The organism is Desulfovibrio sp. (genome assembly GCF_035644575.1).
Lineage (GTDB): Bacteria > Desulfobacterota > Desulfovibrionia > Desulfovibrionales > Desulfovibrionaceae > Desulfovibrio.
The window spans coordinates 1-18,657 of record NZ_DASQOG010000250.1; the positions used below are offsets into that span (position 1 = coordinate 1).

The window sequence follows — 18,657 nt, forward strand, 5'->3', positions numbered from 1 at the left end:
CAAGCCGGGGGCGTTGCCCTTCCAAAAATGGCTTGCCGGTGAAGTCCTGCCTTCCATCCGTCGCCATGGCATCTACGCAACGCCTCAGGCCATTGAGGCCATGCTTGGCGACCCCGACACCACGATCAAGATTCTGACAGCCCTCAAGGAGGAGCGCGCCCAGCGGCAAGCCTTGGAGACCCGCGCCGAGGCTGACCGGCCCAAAGTCGTGTTTGCGGAATCCATCGAGGTGGCACGCACATCCATTCTCGTGGGTGAAATGGCCAAGCTTATTAAGCAGGCCACCGGCCACGACATTGGGCAGAACCGCTTCTTTGAATGGTTGCGCAATCGGGGCTACCTGCACAAGTCCGGCAGTCAGCGCAACATGCCCACGCAGCGCAGCATTGATGCCGAGTGGATGGAGGTGAAGGAAGGCACTCGCATCGGCTCCAGTGGCGAATGTCACATAACCCGCACCACAAAGATCACAGGGCGCGGCCAGATCTACTTCGTCAACCTGTTCGCCGCACAAAGTAGGGCTGCGTGATGGCCACCCCGACACCCCTCACCCTTGAGGAACGTGAGCTTCTGCTGCGCGCTGAAATGCGCCTGATGCTCAAGGGCATGGACGAAGCGGCCAACCAGTTGAGCGAATGCCGCCGCCGCTACGACTCTGCGGCAAAGCAGCTTGCCGAGATTAAAGCTGGGCAGGTGGCGTGATGAACCGGGGGTACATTAAGCTCTGGCGTAAAACGCTGGATAGTGGCCTGTTGCAGAACGGCCCGGCCTGGCAGCTTTTTGGCTACCTCCTGCTTCGTGCCACGCATAAGCCCTACCGTACTATCGTTGGCGGTGTGGTCTGTGAACTGGTTCCCGGTGAAGTCGTGTTCGGTCGTTCAAAAGCTGCCGCAGACTTGGGGCTCGGTGAACAGCAAATTCGCACCGCGCTAAATTTGCTCAAAAAAATGAAAATTGCCACCAGCAGATCAACCAACAAATTCACCGTAGTTTCACTTGTAAATTGGCATAATTACCAAGACGAGCAAGCCGCAGCTAACCAGCAAACGAACCAACCAGTAACCAGCACCCAACCAGCAGTTAACCACAAACAAGAATTTAAGAATAATATTACTTCTCTTCGAGAAGTTGTCGGCGCGACCGCTCCGACCACTGACCAGCAGACCGAAGACTTAGGGCAGGTGGAAGACCACCAGCCAGCACAGAAGCCAACCGTCCCTCCCTGTCCTCACCAGCAGATTCTTGCCCTGTATCACGAACTTTTGCCGGAACTTCCCCGCGTGAAAGTCTGGACGGGGGTTCGTCAGCAGCACCTTGCCGCCCGGTGGCGTGAGCGTTGGAAGGATGGCTTTTATGCCACGCAGTCTGAAGGGCTGGATTACTGGCGGCGCCTATTTTCATACATCGCGCGCTGCGACTTCCTACTTGGCAAAGTCTACGTTCCAGGGCGCAAGCCGTTCCTCGCTTCTCTTGACTGGATAGCGCGCGCCGAAAATTTCGCAAAAATCATTGAGCAAAGGTACGAGAATAAGGAGTCCGCACAATGAGCCAGATCATCAACGTGATCGAGCAGCGCCGGGAGGCAGAGCGCGACTTCGTCAACGCCGCATTTTGCGGCATTGTCCAGCGAGTAATCGAACCTGATGCCGTGCTGGCCGTCTGCCCTGCAAGCCTGCTTTCACACGACTACAAGGCCAAGGCCGTCTATGACGCGATCAGCGCCATAGCCGCCGACCACAAACGCCCTGACCCCGTTTGCGTGTGGGAGTGGATCTTCAAGCACAGCAGCGATTACCCGCCGATGTGCGCCGCTGACGTGGCCGACTACTGCACCATTGCCATCATGGGAAGCCGTGAAGACTCAATCCTGCACCTTGCCGAGGTTGTTCGTCGTGAAGGCTTGAAGCAGCAGGCAGAGAGCAAGCTCATGGGGTTGCTGTCCGACTGCCAGCGTTACGGCAATGATGCGGCAGAAGTAGCCGCAGGGGCCGCCAAACTGGCCGAGCAACTTGAAGACGGCTGCACAGACAGGGCTGATTACAGCTTGAGCGCCATCATGCGCCGCGTGGTCGTGAAGCTGGAGAGCGGCGAAGCGGCAAAGCCTATGCCTACCCCGTGGAGCAACCTGAACCGCGTGCTCAAAGGCGGCATTGCCCCTGGAGAGCTTGCCATATTGGCGGCACGCCCTGGCGTTGGGAAGACTGCCTTGGCTGGTTGCTTTGGCATTGAAACGGCGCGCGCCGGGCATCCCGTCATGTTCGTGAGCCGTGAAGTTAAGGACGAAACCGTTGCCGCCCGCATCATGTCCCGTGAAGCAAAGATCGACTCTCGCATCTTCCGCGAGGGCATCCAGATTGCTCCAGACCTCATGCCGAAGATTCGCAAGGCTCAATCCCTGCTGGACTCTGCCCCTATCGAGATCATTGAACGCTCCATTGCTCCAATGACCCCGCGTGAAGTGCGCAGGCTTGCCAAGGCGCGCGGCCAGCTTGGACTGATCGTGATCGACTACTTGCAGCTTATGGAGCCTGACAACCGCAGCAATAGCCGTGAGCGCGAAGTGGCGGAAATGAGCCGGGCTTTCAAACAACTGGCGTTGGATTGCAACTGTCCTGTGCTGCTGCTGAGCCAGATGAGCCGCAAGGCCGAGGAAGAGAACCGGGAGCCGCGTCTTTCTGACCTCCGCGAATCGGGAGCCATCGAGCAGGACGCCGACATAGTGATCTTTCTGCACACCCCCAGGCAGAGCCTTGAAAGCCCAAGCCCAGATGTGAAGGTGAAGGTAGCCAAGGGCCGCAGCTCGGGCGCTGGCTCCTGCTGGATGCGTTTCGAGAAGCTGTTCTCAAACTTTTACGAAATACCCGCGCCGCTGGAACCGACGAAGCCGCAGCGAGGCAAAGACAACGGGCTGTAACCACGATGAAGAAAACCACCCAACCTACAGAAAACCTACAGGAGCAGGGCCGCACCCCAAAGGGGCGTTTTGCCAAGGGCTTTGCACAGAACCCAACCGGGCGCAAAGCAGGTAGCCGAAATAAGGCCACAGAGGCCGCTCTGGCACTCATGGAAGGGCAATTGGGGAAGATAACCCAAACCCTTATCAACGCGGCCTTAGGGGGCGATCTGGCGGCAATTCGGCTGGTGCTGGAAAGACTCGTTCCTCCCTGCAAGGAAAAGGCGCTTCCACAGATCCACCTGCCCACTGTTACCGATGCCCAATCACTGCCCAAGTTGACCGCCGCCGTGCTTGATGCCGTTTCCCGTGGCGACCTAACCCCCGGCGAAGCAAACGCCCTGGCCTCTCTTGTGGGTAGCCACGGCAAGGCCATTGAACTTGCAGAGTTGGAAGACCGCTTGGCGAAACTTGAAGCACAGATGAACGCAGACGCCGCCACGGCAAGGGGTAACAAATGAGCTTGCGAACCAGACTCGCCGCGCTGTTGAAGCGCAGACAGGCCGGGGAAACGATGCGTATTCGCATGCTGAGCCTGGAAGAGAGAACAGCCAAGTTGAGCAAGATGTTCGATGAAATGGCGCGGGCCACGGATTCAGAGCATGCCGCTCAGTTTAACGCTGCAATCACATGGTTTTTGGAAAACGGCGGCCACCAGCACAAGGACGCGATGCGAATCATGCAAGCCGTTTGCCTTGGCCCTTTGTCTGAAGCTGACCTGAAAATTATAAATTATTCCAAATAAACAGGGTGTTGTGATGAATAATAAGACCAAAGACCCTTTGGAAACAAAAGAGGGACGGGCCGAACTCCGCGTCAAGGTTCAGGCCGAGCTTGTGGGCAACGCCTTGAAACTCTCCGGCCTGCAAGAGCGCCGCCAAGGGTTGCTCACCATTCTTGCCCTTCTTGATTCACTTGATGCCGATTACGCGGCCCGTGATGCCGCCAACACCATACACTAACCCCCAAACAGGAGAACTCCCCATGATGAGCGCAGAACAGATTGTTAGCTTGGCCCTGAACCCCGAAACCCGCAACAAGATGGAACTGGATATTTTCGGACGGCTGGCCCGTATCAGGGAACAGCAGGCGCAGCTTGATACCGACCTTGAGGACATTCTGGTTGTCCAGCGCCTTGTGCAGATCGTGAAGGGCTACGAAATCCAGGGCACCGCCAACTAGCACGCCAACACCACCGAGGGGGCGGGTAATATCCCTCCCCCTTGGGGAAAGGAAGATCAAATTATGGCCACAGTGGTACAGATACAGCGCCAGCCCAACGGCTGGGACACCCTCGGTAACTCCGTGCAGCAGACGGCAGATAACTTTCTCAAAAGCATGCTGGCAATGGGCCAGATGCAGAACAACAACGCTTGGCGCATGGCTGAAATGAATATGCAGAACCAGCGCCTTGCCGACGCTAACGCACGGCAGGATAAGCAACTTGCCGCCGTTGATGCCAGAAGCAAAGAAGAACTCGCTCAACGCTTGCAGATGCACAACGATACGATGTCGCTGCACCGCCAGCAGCTTGGAATTGCCATGGGCAAACTTTCCGAAGAAAGGGCAGCCCGTGAGCGGATTAACGACCTGTTCAAGAACCCCGGCGGCGCACCCAATGGAACAGGAGCGGGCAGCGGCGGCATGGGGGCGGGGAACCCCGGCCTTGACCAGATTGTAAACTCCATGCGTGATGATGTGCTTTCGCCCAGCTATACCCCCGGCGCAATGGGCGGGCAGTCTGATGCAACTATGATCCTGCCCGGCGCGGTTGGTGTCCATGACAACGCCCCGGCGTTTGACACCAATCAGCCAGCCAATGCGGAGCTTTTTGGACAGGCCGGATTCCAGACGACCAAGCCGCAACCCACAATGGTTGACCTTGCGCAGCGTTCCGGCTTGTGGCCCCTCATATCCAGCCATACCCCGACACCTGGCAGCGCAGCCGACAAGGACGCTACCATGTCCCTTGTGGTGAACGGCATGAAACAAAGCCTCGGCATTCCCCTTGAACAGAGAACGGAAGCACAGCGCATGCTTGCCGGACTCGCCCCGGCCTTGGGCGTGCAGCTTGATTCCCCCGCCGCTGCCCCGGCAGATAGCGGCATGGGCGCAAACGCTGGCCCCTCGGCTTCTGCCATGCTTGAGCAGCCGAAAAGGCCGGAACCTGCCAATATTAACGGCTTTACCGTGGCAAACTTCCCGCCGCAGCTCGCCATGTATCCAGGGGGCAAGGCTGTGTTTGAAACCCTCAAGGAGCGGGACGCAGCCGCCGACAACAAGTATAAGCTTGATGTAAAGGCGTGGGAATCGCAGCAGAAGCAGGCCCAGACAGATCAAGCGAACATGGAAAAACAGAACAACTCCCTGATGCTGGCAAACTCTGCCATACGCTCTGCTGACCAAAGCTTGAAACTTCTCGACAATTACGGACGCATGGCAACTGGCAGCCTTGCACGGGAATGGCTCAAAGATGGCACATGGGGCCGCAGCTTGGGGCTTGCTCAGGGCATGGACAACCTGGAAGAAGCCATGAAGCCCATGAAAACCGTTTCCATGATGGAAATGATAGACCAGCTTAAAAAGCAGAACACCAACGGCGCACTTGGTATGCGAATTACGCAGCTTGAAGCCATGATGATGAGCGGCGTGTTTGGCAGCCTTGAAACCAGCCAGACACCAGACCAGCTTCGGGCAAGCATTCTGGCACATAAGAAAATTTACAGCGAAATTCAGCAAATCGCCCAGGAGATCCAGCGGAACAAGGGGCGGGGCGGCAGCTATTCCCCCACAACTGCCCCCGCAGCCAACGCAGCCCCGGCGGCTTCTGACGGATGGGAGGATATTTAACCATGCGAGTGCAGAAAAACAGCAATACCGGCGAATATCGCGCCGACCTTGGAGACGGTAACTTTGTGCCTGTCCGCGTGCAGCGCAATGGCTCCACAGGTGAAATGCGGGTCATTGTGGGCGATCAGGTTTACCCGTACAGCTCCACGGATTTTACCTCTGCCGGGCAGGAATTGGACAAGTCCACCGGCGCACCCTATGCGGCCCGGTTCGCCATTGGTAGCGCGGCTGACGACTCCATGAAGCTGCAACGGGCGCGGGACTTTTTCGGGGATGGCGTGCGGCAGGAGTCAGACGGCGGGATAAGCTTCATTCACCCCCAAACGGGCCAGCGCACGCTTGTAAACCCCGAAGGAATGGACTTTGGGGATTTGTTCGGGGCAGGTCGTGAAATCGCCTCTGCTGCTGCCGGTATCCCTGCGGCTATTGCGGGCGGCATTGCCGGGGGCGGCGTGGGCAGTCTTGCTACAGGCTCCCTTGCGGCCTCTGCTGCTGGTGCAGGAATGGGGCAGCTTATGGACGCAGGCGCAGCTAAACTTGCCCGGATGGCGGCAGAGAAGCGCGGGGCGCAGCCTAGCCCCATGCAAAGCCCCCTAGACGCAGCGCAAGAGTTTGGAATGGAAACGGGCCTTGGTACTGTTGGTGGTATGGCCCTTGGCGGGCTTGGTCGTGCCGCTGGCGCAGCCCTGAACCCCATGAAACAGGAAATTGTGCAGGCATGGCGCAACATGGGGCAGCAAATCCCCTCCATTGCTGCTGCAACAGGTGGCAAAGGTGGTGCGATCTTTGAAAACGCCTTGGGCGGTATGCTTGGGGCAACGGGGCGCATGGAAGGCGCACGGCAGGCCGGGGCAGCCAGCTTGCAAGATGCCCTTGATACCATTGCCGCGCGCGTGGCTGGAGACACCGCCGCCGCAACCCCGTATGAGCTTGGCGACCTGGCACAGAAAGCCGCTGCACGTTCACGGGAGGCATTCAAGAAAAGGGCTGACGAAGTATTCAGCGACCTTTCCAGTAAGTGGGGCGGGCAAAAGGCCCGGCTGACCAACACCATGCAAGCCCTGGATGATCTGGAATCGCAGCTTATGTACAACGGCCAGCCCACCAACACCAGCAACGCCATGCGCCAGCGACTTGTGGGCCTGCTGCAAAACGAAATGACCGACAACAACTATGGGCTGCTTACCCTGCGGGGCGTCCAGAATGCCAGAACGCGGCTTAAAAATATGATCGGCAACCCCGGCACGTTCAACACCGCCGACATGGACGCGGGCCAGTTGAAATACCTGCGAGGAGCCTTGAAGGCCGATTACAGGGCCGCAATCACTGACCCCGAAGACCTGGCGAAGCTGGACGCGCATAATCAGTGGTACACCGCGCAAAAGGGAATGCGTGACCGCCTTGATAAACTGCTAGGGAAAGAAGACCCGCAGCGGCTTGGAGAAGCCCTGTTGCGTGCCGACTTGACCCCAGACACGGCGCAGATGCTTGAGCAAGTAATGCTGCCTGCCGACTTTGCCGCCCTTCGCGGAGGTATCATTCGCCAGCTTGGGAGGCCTTCGGCTGCTGCCGGGCTGCCAGAGGGTCAGGCTTCGGCCCTTGAGGTGTCCAGCAGGCTTGGCAATGGGAAAGGGGCATATTCGCCAGAAGCCCAGGCCGCATTATTCGGGACGGATGTAAACGACCCCCGGCTTATGGCGCAGGGGCTTGCCAATATCGAGAGATCAGCCAACACAAGCCGCACGGCGCAGGCAGGGCACACTATGGGGCTGGTTAGGGGGTTGCAGGCTGTGCTTGCAGGGGGCGGTGCATATACGCACCAGTATCCAGCCGCCGCCGCTGCCGTAGGCGTGCCGTGGGGCCTTGCACGGGCCACGACCTCCCCCCGCATAATAAACGCGCTCTCAGGGCCACAGGGCGCAGTTTCAAGGGCCCTCACAACCGAGATTGCCCCCATTGTGGGTGCTGGGCTTGGGCAGGTTGCCCCCGGTGGTGCAGCGGCAACGCCTCTGGAAAGTGTGCTCGACCCTGAATATGCACTTCGCCAGCAATCGCCCACCGCCGCGCAGAACAATGAAAGCTATTCGGACATGCTGAGGCGGTACGGGGTGAAAACATCCTTCGATGCCCAGCCCGTCCAGTAGCAGGCCCGGCAAGCAAATACAGCCCCCAAGGAGCAATCCAAGGGGGCCGTAGCTTTCTTGCAAGATGAGTTGGGTGGCCTTCGGGAGAGCGCCCTTCCTCCATATCTGGGTTGCACGGCGCTCTTTCAGCCGGAGTGCCCAGTTCGCAGCAGCGGCGACTTTCTGCTGTCGAAGACCGTACTAATGAACTCTAGTGTCCCACGAGAACTCAAGCAAGTACCTTGTGTGTTGGGGAGAAGTGTCCATCACGTCAGTTAGCTATCTCCTGATTTAATCATCCTTTGTTGGAGGCACGGGGGTCGGATTTGGTCGATCCCACCCGGTTGGATCATTCCAACCATCCTTTTGGCGATGCTGTTCCGATAACGGAACTTGACGGGCCTTTTCGTTAGTGTCTCTGCATGGTTGGTCAACAGGGAATTTTTTTTCATCTGCCATTTTTTTCCTCCTGCTTTTGCGGATCTCGATCAGAATATTTTTCGCAATTTTTCATATAAAATTCTATGAAATCAATTTTATCTTCTTTTAAAAGAATTCCATGCATTCCACTTTCAATTACTTTATCTCCCTTCATCCATTCATGATGGTATATGTATATATATTTATCTCCATCATTGCTTTCGGTGAAATAGTTTGGGAATCCTGTAATTATTCTTCCATCGTTAAGAATAACTCTGACATATCTGACTTCTTCACTGAATACATCAAGCCATGCATCTTTTCTAAATGTTTTGAATATTTTTAAGTTTTTAAGCCATTTAAAGTGATATCTTTTCAGTATAAAAATTGAAACAAGTATTGGTATTGAAATGACAAGGAATAATTGAACTGCAATGGTTATCCATACGGATTCAGTTTTTAAAATTCCAACGAAAAAATTGATTACTGATGAAAAAGCAATTACCTCAAAAATTATTTTAAGGTTTATGTTGCTATCATTTCTGACAAAAGTTCTAAAAATTGCCCATGCAATAAAGCCAGGCCCGAGAAGTACAAATAGATTATATGTTTCAATATTTATGTTCATGATTGATCGCTATTAATTTCTATGAATTAAGTTCTTCTTCGGTCGGCCAAATATTTTCCGCAAGATGTGTATGTGAATATCCACAGTTGTTGCACTTAAGAACGAGTTCTGGCCCCGCAAAAGGGGAATTGAAATATACAGATAGTGTGGAGTCACATTCGGGGCAGGACAGGCCTCCATCACGGCTTTCCTCGATCTTTTCCAAAATTTGAGAGTCTTCAATCAACACTACCATATTACTACCCTTTTGTGTTTTAAACAATTCTGCAGCAGTGTTATTAGAATTAGCAAACTTTTTCGCCGCTGGCTATTATCCTGTTATGGCCTTGTCCTCTTCATACCGATTCTGTTGCTAAATTGTTTCACGGAAAAACATTGTAGCACGCTGCACATACTTCGTAGCACAGTAATTTTATGTGCGCAGGGCCATTTTGTGAAACAGCATAAATCCTTGAATATTTGTTTTTTGGCCATGTCTCATAAGAGGTGATATGTAAACTTTGATAAACTTAAATTCGAGATATTAAATTTATACTTGCATAAATTAAACGAAAATGGCAAGAAGAAAAAACGGAGGTGAACAAATGACCCCACTGACAGAAGAGGAAAAGGCCAATAGGCCCATGAACCTTGAGGAAGTCATGGAATACCTTCGCGTTGGGCGTAATTCAGCCCTTACCCTCTTGCAAAGCGGGAAGGTTAACGCGGTTCAGGTAGGCCGACAGTGGCGCGTTACCCGCAAAGCTCTGGATGAATTTCTTTCAGGCAAAGCGGCAAACAAGGAATAAACAAAACAGCCCGGCAGGGAAGTAGTGATTCCCAACCGGGCCTAACCATGAACCGTCTGGAGGTTCACAGCTATGGAAACTGTATCCACCACCGCCAGCAATGGCAATCCCACCAGTGAAACAACCCACGAACAGCTTCTTGCCCTGCTGGGCGAACTCAACGGCAAACTGCTGCCCCTGCCAGCCCCCAAGCCGGAAACGGTTTCCAGCGTCGATATGATCCACATTCTGCCCCTGGACAGGCTGCGCGAATCCCTCCAAAAGTCCATTGCAGAAACCAACGGCATCATGCGCGAGGCGAGTGTTCAGTTGAGCCGCCTGTACAGTAAGATGCCCGCCGCACGGAATGAGCGCGCCTGGAGCGTTGTTTTCCTCAACCAGAAACGCAGCTTCCAAACCATGACGGACGCAGCGGCATGCAGCCTGCAAGCCGTTGATATGTACCTGTTGGATATTGCCCGCATGCTCGTTCTCGCTGCTGACGGCGACCCTAAAACGGTGGGTGTGCTGCTGGAGGGTGAAGGTCATGAGTAAGCTGAATACGCAGCCCAATGCCCTCACAGGCTACCAGTTTGACGAGGTGAAGCCGACTTCCTCCGGCCTCTTGTGGGAAGCCCACGAAGTCCTTGCATGTCTTGCCACTCTTTTGCAGTACGGTAATGACAGTGATGTTGGGATTGAGTTTGACGACAGCGCGCGCAGGGGCCTTGGCCGCATTCTCCGGCACTGTTCGCAGATCGCCATTGATGCCGTTGGCCTTGAGCCTGTCGAGCGCAAGGAGGCCGAGCATGAATAGCGCGCCCCTGACCATCAAAGACCACGGCAATGCAATCATGCTGTCGGAGTCCATTGAACTCATGGCGCTCAGCTTGCGGGAAGAGTTTCTTGACCAAGGGGAGATGGTTAACGACAAAACCGCCGAACATGCGTTGTACGCCGGGCTGAACCTCATTGCCCACGCCGCGCACACCTTGGGCAATTATGTGGAGCAGTGCCAGAATGAGCTTGAACGGGCGGCACAGAAGCCCGGCAAGGGGGCAAGTCATGAGTAACAGCGGCTATGCAGCTCTTGACCATGTCGGGGCTATCACATTGGCCCAAAGCATCAAGAATATGGCCCTCGGCGCAGGAGCGTTTTTAGTGGCCGATTCGGATACGGTTGAAGGTAAGGCAGCCACGGGGAGCTTCAACTTGATTCACAACGCTGCCGTCGCCCTACTGGACTACCTGAACGACATTTCAGAAACGGGCATCCCCACGCAGAAATAGACACACATCTGGCGCACCAAAGAAAAGCCCTGGCCACTTGAAGGCTCGGGCTTTTCGGCATCTGAGGGGCCTAATCCTGCCCCAGCCGCCCCATACTACGTAACTGTGACCTACTTGAATAACCCAGAAGGACTGTGAGGATAATGCATATGGAAGAAAAGCTATTGAGGCTTAAAGACGTGTTGCCAATCGTCAACGTGGCTAGCTCCACATGGCGGCGCTGGGTGAAAGAGGGAAGCGCACCTCAGCCAATCAAGCGGGGGCGCTGTACATTTTGGCGCAGCTCAGAAATAACTGAATACGTCACGAGCGAGCAGTGGACTCCCCGGCAAGCTACTTTGTTGAATAACATGATCCAATTTTGAGGAGGTTGAGATGAAACCTGCCATCGATTTAATCTATGTTTTTCTGTATTATTGCACCGAATATGCAGTAGTATGGTTCCAGTTGTTGAGTATGCTTTTTGGTGTTTATTCTGCGTATTTTTGGGGAGTATCAGCCTTAGCTGTGCGACCTTTAATGAAACCTACAGAGTGTGTTTCAGAAGTGATAGATGGAAATCGCAGTTTACAATATGAAAATGGGGGTACATTTTTTTCAGAATTATATTCGTATGTTAGTGATTTATGGAAGTTTAGGCCCAGCTATCGATGGATAAAAATAATTTCCACCTATCCCGAGACTACAACTGGATATATAAGCTACACCAACAGATTAAATAAAAATGCGGCTCTATCGGCAATGTTCAGTATGCTTTGTATTTCACTTTCATCACTATTTCCTATTCTATTTAAGCTTGTAGGCGAGGTTAGAAGAGCGTTCTGAGGGTGATAATTCGCAATAGGAGTCTTGCAATGAAGTATCGGTGAGAAATGCGCATTATTTGTCACTTGAAGATCGTATTTTTTGCCGACATTCAAAGTCGGTTGTTCCCGCATCATTCGAAATAATTATATTGAGATCATGGTTTGCCTCTTGTTGTGGCAACTCCTGGAACTTGGGAAAAGCAAAGTAAACAGCCATCGAAAAGAAGACGACTGAGGCCCCCCAGACGAGGCAGGCAAATACGCTCAAAATATGCCCGTAGATAGGCTTGCTTTGCTCTGGAGGACGTTGATCAGTTGCTTCTTTCGCCATAATATCTAGTACTGCACTAAAATAATACGATATGTGGCTTGCTGAATTATTAGATTCTGTTTGAGAGTATGCACGTTGTGCAATATAAGATATCCCTGAGCATAATATCGCAAAGACAGCGCCTAATGCGCAGTATAATAATGTTGTAGACCCAGATTTACCAAGTTTATCCATGTTGTAAACAATCGCAATGCCAGCCATTCCGTTTAATAAAAAAGCACCATTAATTGCCATTTTTGAATATTCAATAATGGCCTTGAAGTGTTCAATGTTTGCTTGCCTTGCGGACTCGACCAAGGCCAATGCTCTTTCCTTATGAATATCCGCCCATGCCTTTTTATAATCAAACCCATTTTCATTGCTCATAACGACCTCATTAACAGTTCATTCTACCACAGTCCGGCCGCTTGGCACGGCTCTTTGACGAATTTGTTCTCGTTGCCCTGAAGGGCTTCAATGCGCTTCGCCCTGGTGCACTCCCACTTGTCCACGGGAAATTGCTTGTCCCATGCCTGCATAAGCTGCTCTTGCTGACGGCTCATGTGATAGCGCGAATATGAGTCCTGCATGTAGAAATATGTGCGGGCTATCTGCCCACGGGCGCGCGCCGGGGGCTCGGCCTTGTTGCCGCTGATCTTCATTTCGCAGGTGCCGAAGGTGGCAGGTTCCCCGGCAAGCATGGCATAGTTGTAATTGGAGCGCATGGCGTTGACCGCGCCAATAGCAGGGAAAAGGTTATACATATCAGCCTGCATCATTCTGTACTCGGCGTTGGATTTTTCGGCGCACTTGCGGCCACGAAACTCTTTGCCCCGGTTATCGACGCACTCGGGCGAACCTTCGCGCCATTCTGCAAAGGTCTGACCGAAGTTTTCAGCGGGTAAGGCGTGCTCCCATTCGATCTTGTCAGCGCGTTTTTCATGCTTGGGTGTGGTGAAGCCAGCGGGCAGCGTCACATTGCCCTGGGCGTCGTATGTCGCGCCACAATAGAATGTAATGCGGTGGTCGGCGTAAACCTGTCCGAGCATCTTCTTGGCGTGCGAGAAACTGTCGTTTGTCGTATTGCCTGCGGCAAGAGAGAGAACAGGGAACAGAAGCAGCAAGGCTGCACAAAGAATAAAATAGCGTTTTAGCATTCCTTCCCCTCAAGATATTCTTTCAGTGCGACGGCATTATTAAATTCAATGTTTTTAGCCGAGTAAAGAAGAGTCACAGATTCATTCTGTTTGAGCAGTATTAGCATCTGCTCGACGGCACTAGGGGCGCTATCAAGCTCTGTGAAATAGCGTTGCTTGAACTCTGCCCATTTGGCCTCATCGTGTGCGAACCATTTTCGCAGGTTGTCAGAAGGTGCGATATCTTTCAACCAGACAGACCACGGAGCCGCAGCCTTTGAAATCCCTCTGGGCCACAGCCTATCCACGAATACCTTTATTCCTTTCGGCTCGGCACCATGGTCATATACGCGGCGCAGGAGGATACTCATTGGGTTAGCCCTTATCTGCGGGTATTTCTGAGTCTGCGCGGCATTTACACGTTGGGCTGATAGAGCCGTCCCGGCAGACGACACGACCATTACTACACTGGCCGGACATGCCACCGTGATGTGAGCAGCAGCCACGGGCAGCCTCAAGGATGCCGGGCAAGTCGTCTGTCTGGGCAGCGGTGGTGCACTGGTCGGCGATAATGGGCTGGATGGCGGCGGTTTTTTCGGCAAAGGCCGGGACGGAGAGAAGAAAGAACAAACTAAGGAAGAGTGAAATTTTTTTCAGGTCCATAACATGTCCTTTTCTATTCCAATACTAGGTTGAAAACATTGCTAACGAAGAGCATGTTCAACAATCATTAAGCTATAGGGAGGGAACATGAAAAGGATATTTTGGGTTTTGATTGCGTTTTCTTTGATATTTGCCCCATGTCTGATTGCTGTTGACGCCAGCGCCAAGGGCACAACGAGCGTAAAGGGTTACACGAAAAAGAACGGCACCTATGTGGCCCCGCACCAGCGCACAGCCCCCAACAATACCAAGATGGACAACTACTCGACCAAAGGGAACACCAATCCCTACACAGGAAAGGCAGGGACAAAAGACCCGTACAAGTCAAAGAAGTAGCCTTTGGGACGCTTAAAAATGGGTGAGAGACTACCATCGTGGCTGCGACTAATCCGAGTATTAAACTGTTTTTGACACAGTCTACCCATGCCTTACGAATTAAAATAAAGGAGAAAACTATGGCAGATTTCTGTATCACCGCCGTCCGTTACAACGATGAAGGGACACACCTCAGTTATGTTAAGGTGCGTGAAGATCGAAAAGGTAATCCTGGGGCCGCTAGGGTTGTTTCTAGAGCTTTTATTGCTGACCTTATTCGTCTTGGTAAAGCAACTTTTATAACAAGGGTTGAAAAGAAAGATGGATCGTGGATGGAGGGGGCAGCCGTGCACATCATTGACGGTAAATATCTAACAACAGACAAGAACAGCATTGAGCGTGACAACTTAGAGAACTTGCCAGAATTTTGAGGATATCTGCCATCAAAAGGGTAAAGTTAAGATTAAATGAGAAGGGCCGTCCGCGAGGGCGGCTTTTTTCATTCAATTGCCCCTAGTATTATTTGTGGTGTTACCCCGGTGTTACCCCAACAAAAAAAGCCCTTGCGGTTATTCACCGTGAGGGCTTGATTTCTGTGGAGCCAGCTAAGAGACTTGAACTCTTGACCTGCTGATTACGAATCAGCTGCTCTACCAACTGAGCTAAGCTGGCAACCGACATGAAGTGCCAAAAAACAGGGCCTTTGTCAAGCGGATAGGTCTGATCGGCTTACGCGCATTCCACCACGAGGGGGATGACGTGCAGCTCGCGGTTCACTTCTTCCGTATGGCCCAGCTTCCACTTGGTGGATTCCGCAGGCCAGCCGAGGTGGGAGGCAACATCGCGCGCAACGCCAGCCACATTCAGGATGGGGTGCCGCTGAAAAACCTGGGGCAGCCCATAGGTCAGGTTGCAGGCAAGGCACTTGCCGGGGCGCTGGCGCAGTTCAAAAGCCAGCTTGGCCTTTTGCGGCTCAACGCTGCGGCAAACAAGGCCAATGTCGTAAGCGCCTTCTTCAGCGCCGCCAAAGAGCGCGTCAAAAAATTCATCTGCACGGCCAGCGGGAAAAATCGTGTCCAAAAAGGTCTGATCCAGGTTCTGCATGGTCATAAACATCCTCTGTCATTACATGAGCGGTGTTTGTATTCAAATGGCCGTCAGGCCACAAGCGCGCGGAGCATCTCGCGCCCAAGGCGGATATCATCGCCATCAAGGCGCGAGAGCGAAAAATACGGTATCAGTTCTGCAGGGCTGGCGGCATTGCCGCCGGGGTTGCACCCGGCAAGCGCGCCGAGCAATCCGGTTACCCTGCGCGGGTCTGCGCCCATTTGCCGCAGGTTGCGCAGCGCGAGGCTCTGGTGCCTTTTGGCAAGGCGCTCGCCTTCGTTATCCAGAAGCAGCGGCACATGCGCATAAGCGGGAGCACCATAGCCCAGGAGCTTGAGAAGAGCAATCTGCCTCGGCGTTGAAATGAGGATGTCGCGCCCTCGCACCACCTGATTTATGCCCATGAGCGCATCGTCCACAGCCACGGCGAGCTGGTAGGCCACAACGCCGTCAGAACGGCGCAGGGCAAAGTCGCCCCCGCAGTCGGCAAGCGTGAATGATTGCGGCCCAAACACAGTATCGGTGAAATCCACAGGCCCGTCCGGGCAGCGCAAGCGCAGGCAGGGGCGGCGGCCTGACTCCAGCAAGGCCTGTCGCTGCGTCTGATTCAGGCTGCGGCAGGTGCCAGGGTAGGGCGCTCCAGCATCATCAACATGCGGCGCACCTGCCATGCTGCGCAATTCCTTGCGTGTGCAAAAACAGGGATAGGTCTGGCCTGCGCTCTCAAGCTGCGCAATGGACGCCGCATAATGCTGCGCCCTGCGGCTTTGCTCAAACGGCCCTATGCGCCCGCCAGCCGGTTCCGGCTTGTCCGGGCCATAATCCCAATCCAGGCCAAGCCAGGTCAGGTCTTCAATGAGGGCTGCGGTGTATTCGGGGCGGGAGCGCTGCGGATCAATATCTTCAATGCGCAGAACCACCTCGCCAGAGCTGGCCCGGGCGGCAAGCCATGCGAGCAAAAAGGCCCAGGCATTGCCAAGGTGGATATAGCCGGTAGGGCTGGGGGCCAGCCTGCCGCGAATAACAGGCGCGGCGTGCATAAAACTATTTTTTGTTCCAGGGCATGGCCGAAAGCAGTATGCCCAGACCGCAAAAGCCTGTCACGCCCGCAAATACAAGCCCCGCGCCCACAAAGGCCGAAAGCCACAGCATTGAGGGCCACGCAAGGGAGCCGAGCACACCAGCCAGCACCAGACCGCCAGCGCCAATCTGAATCTGGCGAAAAATGGGCAGCGTCTGTTTGGAGGTTTCTACTGGCAGCCCCTGTTTGGCCCAGGCGCTGACGCCGCCTTCCATCTGCCATGCGGGGCCAGCCGCAAGCTTTTGCAGCAGGTCGCTGTTCTTGGTGGTGCGGTTGCCGGAATTGCAGGTAAATATGATGGGGAGTTCAGCGGTGGCGGGGCGCAGATCCATCCACGAAATGACCGAAAGGGGGGCCGCTTCGGCACCGGGAACACGCAAGACCGCGAGTTCGTCCGCTTCACGCACGTCCACAAGGCGAGCCTTGTTATCCTGCAGCATTTTCAGTGCTTCTGCAGGAGAAATATTAGGAAGCATCGACTATGTCCTATGAATTCTAATCCCGGTTTTTGGCGGGAGTTTTTTTGCTTTTGCCATCATCAGACTTGGAAGAAGCCGCCTTGCCGTCGCTTTTGTCCTTCTTGCCGGATTCAGACTTGGCAGACTCGTGCTTGGTCGATTCGCCCTTGGAGGCGCTGGACTTGGAAGAGCCAGACTTGCTGTCGCTCTTGGCGGCTTCGGACTTGTGGCTTTCCGTCTTGCGCGCTTCAGCCTTGGGGGCGTCAGATTTACGGGCCTCGCTCTTGCGATCGGACTTTTCAGCTTCAGCCCTGGAAGAGCCGGATTTGGACGAAGATGCGCTGCTCTTTTTGTCCGACTTGTCTTCCTTGACGGACGCCTTGCTTGAAGACCTGGAGGACGACTTGTCGGCCTTTTCCACCTCAATCTTGCGGGTGGAGTGCTTTTTATCCAGACTGGCCACTTCCACGAACTGGTCGCGCGATTTGGAAGGATTTTTGTCCTTGGAGCGGTCTTTGTCTTTTTCCTTGCCGCGATCCTTGCTGCTCTTTCTGTGGTCGTCGTTGCTGGCAACGCTGGCGCGGGAGGAGGGCTTGTGGCTGCGATAAATATCGCGCACGGCTTTTTCTTCCACGTAGTCGTTCAGGCGGGTCTGGGCTTCGGCCACAAGATTTTCGGTGCCGTCCATCTTGACGCGCCGGGCGCCGAGGAATGTGCCTTTGAAATAGGGGTCGTCCAGAGAATTGATACGCACGGTGGTGCGGCGGTGGGGGCTGTGGATGAATTTGCCGTCGCCCACATAAATGCCGGTGTGATAGCCCCGGCGGGGGTGGCGGAAGGCGACAATATCGCCAACCTGCATCTCTTCCACATTATTGATGCGCTTGCCCACAACGGACTGCTCACGGGCGGTGCGCGGCAGGCTCACGCCAACGCTTTTGTAAGCCCAGCAGACAAATCCCGAGCAGTCAAATCCTCCCGGCGACATGCCGCCGGGAACATATGGGGTGCCGATGGCAGACCGTGCCTTGCGCAAAAGCTGCTGGCTGCCCTGCTGCTCGTTGTTGTCAAAAGCAGCTTCATAAGAACGGCGAAAACGCTGTTCCGCTTGTGTGCTGTAGTCACCACGCTGGTTGTTTTTTACTGCGCAGCCAAATGTCATGGCGCAAGCCAGAGTCAGCGCACACAGTTTAAGGCATCTACCCATCGGCACTCCGTGTGGGTTGCGCCGCAGCACAAGGCAACGGCGGGGTCACGCAAAAAAAACGGGAATAACCCCGTTTGTCTGTAGTTGGTCAAGCCTTGATGTCTAAAAGCGTACCCAGCATGGTATCACTGGTGCGCACTACCTGCGCGTTTGCCTCATAGGCGTGCTGAGTGGAGATCATCTGAGTGAATTCCCGCGCAAGATCCGTACCGCTGGGGGCGGATGCTTCCAGGGGAATACCGGAAGTGACATCAAGAACTGCGTTGGCGGCATTCCAGTCCGAGCTGGGGCCGACTTTTGATCCCGCGTCTTTCAGCGCGGCTTCAAAGCTGACGCCCTGATCGTTGGCATTGCTGGAGTAGACGGCACGGCGCGGCTCAAAACCAGCCGTACTGACGTTGGCTACATTATGCGCTGTAACAGCCGTGCCCCACGAAAAGGCATTCAAGGCTGATGCGCCGATCTGTAGGCTACTGCTACTCATCATTCACACCTTACGGCTTAACTAGCACAAGTATTACCCGAATACAAAAACTTTTTTTT

General features: G+C 54.2%; 29 protein-coding genes and 1 tRNA gene. 19 read left to right on the forward strand and 11 right to left on the reverse strand.

Annotated elements, in window-relative coordinates:
- From VEZ52_RS14005 to VEZ52_RS14050, 10 genes are all read left to right on the forward strand, one after another.
- On the forward strand, positions 1 to 529 hold a 529-nt coding region (locus VEZ52_RS14005), incomplete at its 5' end, for a phage antirepressor KilAC domain-containing protein (protein WP_324837359.1).
- Positions 529 to 702 (forward strand): hypothetical protein, encoded by a 174-nt coding sequence (locus tag VEZ52_RS14010; protein ID WP_324837361.1) that lies wholly within the window; start codon positions 529 to 531, stop codon positions 700 to 702. The genes VEZ52_RS14005 and VEZ52_RS14010, both read left to right, overlap by 1 nt.
- A complete protein-coding gene (locus VEZ52_RS14015; RefSeq protein ID WP_324837362.1) occupies positions 702 to 1,547 on the forward strand; it encodes a hypothetical protein in 846 nt (281 codons plus the stop codon). The genes VEZ52_RS14010 and VEZ52_RS14015 overlap by 1 nt, the downstream gene beginning before the upstream one ends.
- Positions 1,544 to 2,914, forward strand: coding sequence for a replicative DNA helicase (locus VEZ52_RS14020; protein WP_324837363.1), 1,371 nt, complete (start codon positions 1,544 to 1,546; stop codon positions 2,912 to 2,914). Before VEZ52_RS14015 ends, VEZ52_RS14020 begins: the two co-directional genes overlap by 4 nt.
- 5 nt (positions 2,915 to 2,919) lie before the next feature.
- Complete coding sequence (locus tag VEZ52_RS14025; RefSeq protein ID WP_324837364.1) at positions 2,920 to 3,414, forward strand: DUF5681 domain-containing protein; 495 nt, start codon at positions 2,920 to 2,922, stop codon at positions 3,412 to 3,414.
- The gene (locus VEZ52_RS14030; RefSeq protein WP_324837365.1) at positions 3,411 to 3,698 is read left to right on the forward strand and encodes a hypothetical protein; all 288 of its coding nucleotides are present in this window, start codon (positions 3,411 to 3,413) and stop codon (positions 3,696 to 3,698) included. The genes VEZ52_RS14025 and VEZ52_RS14030 overlap by 4 nt, the downstream gene beginning before the upstream one ends.
- 13 nt (positions 3,699 to 3,711) lie before the next feature.
- Positions 3,712 to 3,915 carry a hypothetical protein gene (locus tag VEZ52_RS14035; RefSeq protein ID WP_324837366.1) on the forward strand — a complete coding sequence of 68 codons (204 nt, stop codon included), beginning with the start codon at positions 3,712 to 3,714 and terminating at the stop codon, positions 3,913 to 3,915.
- Between the two features lie 22 nt (positions 3,916 to 3,937).
- Complete coding sequence (locus VEZ52_RS14040; RefSeq protein WP_324837367.1) at positions 3,938 to 4,135, forward strand: hypothetical protein; 198 nt, start codon at positions 3,938 to 3,940, stop codon at positions 4,133 to 4,135.
- 63 nt (positions 4,136 to 4,198) lie between these two features.
- Positions 4,199 to 5,803 carry a hypothetical protein gene (locus tag VEZ52_RS14045; RefSeq protein WP_324837368.1) on the forward strand — a complete coding sequence of 535 codons (1,605 nt, stop codon included), beginning with the start codon at positions 4,199 to 4,201 and terminating at the stop codon, positions 5,801 to 5,803.
- A gap of 2 nt (positions 5,804 to 5,805) precedes the next feature.
- Complete coding sequence (locus VEZ52_RS14050; RefSeq protein ID WP_324837369.1) at positions 5,806 to 7,947, forward strand: hypothetical protein; 2,142 nt, start codon at positions 5,806 to 5,808, stop codon at positions 7,945 to 7,947.
- A gap of 427 nt (positions 7,948 to 8,374) precedes the next feature.
- Here VEZ52_RS14050 and VEZ52_RS14055 read toward each other — a convergent pair whose 3' ends face one another.
- Complete coding sequence (locus VEZ52_RS14055; RefSeq protein WP_324837370.1) at positions 8,375 to 8,974, reverse strand: DUF6338 family protein; 600 nt, start codon at positions 8,972 to 8,974, stop codon at positions 8,375 to 8,377.
- A 584-nt stretch (positions 8,975 to 9,558) separates the two neighbouring features.
- On the opposite strand from VEZ52_RS14055, the gene VEZ52_RS14060 reads away from it, so the two are divergent.
- The 7 genes from VEZ52_RS14060 (at position 9,559) to VEZ52_RS14090 (ending at position 11,856) form a co-directional block, all read left to right on the forward strand.
- Complete coding sequence (locus tag VEZ52_RS14060; protein WP_136399478.1) at positions 9,559 to 9,762, forward strand: helix-turn-helix domain-containing protein; 204 nt, start codon at positions 9,559 to 9,561, stop codon at positions 9,760 to 9,762.
- Positions 9,763 to 9,834: 72 nt separating this feature from the next.
- A complete protein-coding gene (locus VEZ52_RS14065) occupies positions 9,835 to 10,296 on the forward strand; it encodes a hypothetical protein (RefSeq protein WP_324837371.1) in 462 nt (153 codons plus the stop codon).
- Positions 10,289 to 10,558, forward strand: coding sequence for a hypothetical protein (locus tag VEZ52_RS14070; RefSeq protein WP_324837372.1), 270 nt, complete (start codon positions 10,289 to 10,291; stop codon positions 10,556 to 10,558). The genes VEZ52_RS14065 and VEZ52_RS14070 overlap by 8 nt, the downstream gene beginning before the upstream one ends.
- The gene (locus tag VEZ52_RS14075; RefSeq protein ID WP_324837373.1) at positions 10,551 to 10,814 is read left to right on the forward strand and encodes a hypothetical protein; all 264 of its coding nucleotides are present in this window, start codon (positions 10,551 to 10,553) and stop codon (positions 10,812 to 10,814) included. Before VEZ52_RS14070 ends, VEZ52_RS14075 begins: the two co-directional genes overlap by 8 nt.
- Positions 10,807 to 11,031 (forward strand): hypothetical protein, encoded by a 225-nt coding sequence (locus tag VEZ52_RS14080; protein WP_324837374.1) that lies wholly within the window; start codon positions 10,807 to 10,809, stop codon positions 11,029 to 11,031. Before VEZ52_RS14075 ends, VEZ52_RS14080 begins: the two co-directional genes overlap by 8 nt.
- A gap of 149 nt (positions 11,032 to 11,180) precedes the next feature.
- A complete protein-coding gene (locus VEZ52_RS14085; protein ID WP_252209437.1) occupies positions 11,181 to 11,396 on the forward strand; it encodes a helix-turn-helix transcriptional regulator in 216 nt (71 codons plus the stop codon).
- 10 nt (positions 11,397 to 11,406) lie between these two features.
- Positions 11,407 to 11,856: a hypothetical protein gene (locus tag VEZ52_RS14090; RefSeq protein ID WP_324837375.1), complete on the forward strand. Its 450-nt coding sequence runs from the start codon at positions 11,407 to 11,409 to the stop codon at positions 11,854 to 11,856.
- A 54-nt stretch (positions 11,857 to 11,910) separates the two neighbouring features.
- Here the strand turns inward: VEZ52_RS14090 and VEZ52_RS14095 are convergent, their stop codons facing one another.
- From VEZ52_RS14095 to VEZ52_RS14110, 4 genes are read right to left on the reverse strand one after another with little or no spacing between them, the layout of a single operon-like run.
- Positions 11,911 to 12,534, reverse strand: coding sequence for a hypothetical protein (locus tag VEZ52_RS14095; RefSeq protein ID WP_215647322.1), 624 nt, complete (start codon positions 12,532 to 12,534; stop codon positions 11,911 to 11,913).
- 23 nt (positions 12,535 to 12,557) lie between these two features.
- A complete protein-coding gene (locus tag VEZ52_RS14100) occupies positions 12,558 to 13,304 on the reverse strand; it encodes an endonuclease (RefSeq protein WP_324837376.1) in 747 nt (248 codons plus the stop codon).
- On the reverse strand, positions 13,298 to 13,654 hold the full coding sequence (locus VEZ52_RS14105; RefSeq protein WP_324837377.1) for a DUF488 domain-containing protein: 357 nt from the start codon (positions 13,652 to 13,654) through the stop codon (positions 13,298 to 13,300). Before VEZ52_RS14105 ends, VEZ52_RS14100 begins: the two co-directional genes overlap by 7 nt.
- Positions 13,655 to 13,658: 4 nt before the next feature.
- On the reverse strand, positions 13,659 to 13,946 hold the full coding sequence (locus VEZ52_RS14110; protein ID WP_324837378.1) for a hypothetical protein: 288 nt from the start codon (positions 13,944 to 13,946) through the stop codon (positions 13,659 to 13,661).
- Between the two features lie 87 nt (positions 13,947 to 14,033).
- Between VEZ52_RS14110 and VEZ52_RS14115 the strand changes: the two genes are divergently transcribed.
- The gene (locus tag VEZ52_RS14115) at positions 14,034 to 14,282 is read left to right on the forward strand and encodes a hypothetical protein (RefSeq protein ID WP_324837379.1); all 249 of its coding nucleotides are present in this window, start codon (positions 14,034 to 14,036) and stop codon (positions 14,280 to 14,282) included.
- A 119-nt stretch (positions 14,283 to 14,401) separates the two neighbouring features.
- Positions 14,402 to 14,692 (forward strand): DUF3892 domain-containing protein, encoded by a 291-nt coding sequence (locus VEZ52_RS14120; protein WP_324837380.1) that lies wholly within the window; start codon positions 14,402 to 14,404, stop codon positions 14,690 to 14,692.
- Between the two features lie 165 nt (positions 14,693 to 14,857).
- Here the strand turns inward: VEZ52_RS14120 and VEZ52_RS14125 are convergent.
- The 6 genes from VEZ52_RS14125 to VEZ52_RS14150 form a co-directional block, all read right to left on the reverse strand.
- Positions 14,858 to 14,933 (reverse strand) — tRNA-Thr (locus VEZ52_RS14125).
- Positions 14,934 to 14,990: 57 nt separating this feature from the next.
- Positions 14,991 to 15,371, reverse strand: coding sequence for a hypothetical protein (locus VEZ52_RS14130; RefSeq protein ID WP_324837381.1), 381 nt, complete (start codon positions 15,369 to 15,371; stop codon positions 14,991 to 14,993).
- Positions 15,372 to 15,418: 47 nt separating this feature from the next.
- On the reverse strand, positions 15,419 to 16,408 hold the full coding sequence (gluQRS, locus tag VEZ52_RS14135; RefSeq protein WP_324837382.1) for a tRNA glutamyl-Q(34) synthetase GluQRS: 990 nt from the start codon (positions 16,406 to 16,408) through the stop codon (positions 15,419 to 15,421).
- A gap of 4 nt (positions 16,409 to 16,412) precedes the next feature.
- Complete coding sequence (locus tag VEZ52_RS14140; RefSeq protein WP_324837383.1) at positions 16,413 to 16,925, reverse strand: rhodanese family protein; 513 nt, start codon at positions 16,923 to 16,925, stop codon at positions 16,413 to 16,415.
- A 19-nt stretch (positions 16,926 to 16,944) separates the two neighbouring features.
- Positions 16,945 to 18,114, reverse strand: coding sequence for a C40 family peptidase (locus tag VEZ52_RS14145; RefSeq protein ID WP_324837384.1), 1,170 nt, complete (start codon positions 18,112 to 18,114; stop codon positions 16,945 to 16,947).
- An 88-nt stretch (positions 18,115 to 18,202) separates the two neighbouring features.
- Positions 18,203 to 18,598: a flagellar basal body rod C-terminal domain-containing protein gene (locus VEZ52_RS14150; protein WP_240825028.1), complete on the reverse strand. Its 396-nt coding sequence runs from the start codon at positions 18,596 to 18,598 to the stop codon at positions 18,203 to 18,205.
- Positions 18,599 to 18,657: the final 59 nt, after the last annotated feature.

Bases quoted from the DNA above. Each gene is read 5' to 3' on its own strand.
- VEZ52_RS14030 (WP_324837365.1), top strand. From the start codon at position 3,411: ATGAGCTTGCGAACCAGACTCGCCGCGCTGTTGAAGCGCAGACAGGCC.
- VEZ52_RS14120 (WP_324837380.1), top strand. From the start codon at position 14,402: ATGGCAGATTTCTGTATCACCGCCGTCCGTTACAACGATGAAGGGACA.
- VEZ52_RS14065 (WP_324837371.1), top strand. From the start codon at position 9,835: ATGGAAACTGTATCCACCACCGCCAGCAATGGCAATCCCACCAGTGAA.
- VEZ52_RS14070 (WP_324837372.1), top strand. From the start codon at position 10,289: ATGAGTAAGCTGAATACGCAGCCCAATGCCCTCACAGGCTACCAGTTT.
- VEZ52_RS14095 (WP_215647322.1), bottom strand. From the start codon at position 12,534: ATGAGCAATGAAAATGGGTTTGATTATAAAAAGGCATGGGCGGATATT.
- VEZ52_RS14010 (WP_324837361.1), top strand. From the start codon at position 529: ATGGCCACCCCGACACCCCTCACCCTTGAGGAACGTGAGCTTCTGCTG.
- VEZ52_RS14140 (WP_324837383.1), bottom strand. From the start codon at position 16,925: ATGCTTCCTAATATTTCTCCTGCAGAAGCACTGAAAATGCTGCAGGAT.
- VEZ52_RS14085 (WP_252209437.1), top strand. From the start codon at position 11,181: ATGGAAGAAAAGCTATTGAGGCTTAAAGACGTGTTGCCAATCGTCAAC.
- VEZ52_RS14055 (WP_324837370.1), bottom strand. From the start codon at position 8,974: ATGAACATAAATATTGAAACATATAATCTATTTGTACTTCTCGGGCCT.
- VEZ52_RS14145 (WP_324837384.1), bottom strand. From the start codon at position 18,114: ATGGGTAGATGCCTTAAACTGTGTGCGCTGACTCTGGCTTGCGCCATG.
- VEZ52_RS14060 (WP_136399478.1), top strand. From the start codon at position 9,559: ATGACCCCACTGACAGAAGAGGAAAAGGCCAATAGGCCCATGAACCTT.
- VEZ52_RS14110 (WP_324837378.1), bottom strand. From the start codon at position 13,946: ATGGACCTGAAAAAAATTTCACTCTTCCTTAGTTTGTTCTTTCTTCTC.
- VEZ52_RS14080 (WP_324837374.1), top strand. From the start codon at position 10,807: ATGAGTAACAGCGGCTATGCAGCTCTTGACCATGTCGGGGCTATCACA.
- VEZ52_RS14090 (WP_324837375.1), top strand. From the start codon at position 11,407: ATGAAACCTGCCATCGATTTAATCTATGTTTTTCTGTATTATTGCACC.
- VEZ52_RS14075 (WP_324837373.1), top strand. From the start codon at position 10,551: ATGAATAGCGCGCCCCTGACCATCAAAGACCACGGCAATGCAATCATG.
- VEZ52_RS14045 (WP_324837368.1), top strand. From the start codon at position 4,199: ATGGCCACAGTGGTACAGATACAGCGCCAGCCCAACGGCTGGGACACC.
- gluQRS (WP_324837382.1), bottom strand. From the start codon at position 16,408: ATGCACGCCGCGCCTGTTATTCGCGGCAGGCTGGCCCCCAGCCCTACC.
- VEZ52_RS14050 (WP_324837369.1), top strand. From the start codon at position 5,806: ATGCGAGTGCAGAAAAACAGCAATACCGGCGAATATCGCGCCGACCTT.
- VEZ52_RS14025 (WP_324837364.1), top strand. From the start codon at position 2,920: ATGAAGAAAACCACCCAACCTACAGAAAACCTACAGGAGCAGGGCCGC.
- VEZ52_RS14115 (WP_324837379.1), top strand. From the start codon at position 14,034: ATGAAAAGGATATTTTGGGTTTTGATTGCGTTTTCTTTGATATTTGCC.
- VEZ52_RS14105 (WP_324837377.1), bottom strand. From the start codon at position 13,654: ATGAGTATCCTCCTGCGCCGCGTATATGACCATGGTGCCGAGCCGAAA.
- VEZ52_RS14015 (WP_324837362.1), top strand. From the start codon at position 702: ATGAACCGGGGGTACATTAAGCTCTGGCGTAAAACGCTGGATAGTGGC.
- VEZ52_RS14020 (WP_324837363.1), top strand. From the start codon at position 1,544: ATGAGCCAGATCATCAACGTGATCGAGCAGCGCCGGGAGGCAGAGCGC.
- VEZ52_RS14035 (WP_324837366.1), top strand. From the start codon at position 3,712: ATGAATAATAAGACCAAAGACCCTTTGGAAACAAAAGAGGGACGGGCC.
- VEZ52_RS14040 (WP_324837367.1), top strand. From the start codon at position 3,938: ATGATGAGCGCAGAACAGATTGTTAGCTTGGCCCTGAACCCCGAAACC.
- VEZ52_RS14150 (WP_240825028.1), bottom strand. From the start codon at position 18,598: ATGAGTAGCAGTAGCCTACAGATCGGCGCATCAGCCTTGAATGCCTTT.
- VEZ52_RS14100 (WP_324837376.1), bottom strand. From the start codon at position 13,304: ATGCTAAAACGCTATTTTATTCTTTGTGCAGCCTTGCTGCTTCTGTTC.
- VEZ52_RS14130 (WP_324837381.1), bottom strand. From the start codon at position 15,371: ATGACCATGCAGAACCTGGATCAGACCTTTTTGGACACGATTTTTCCC.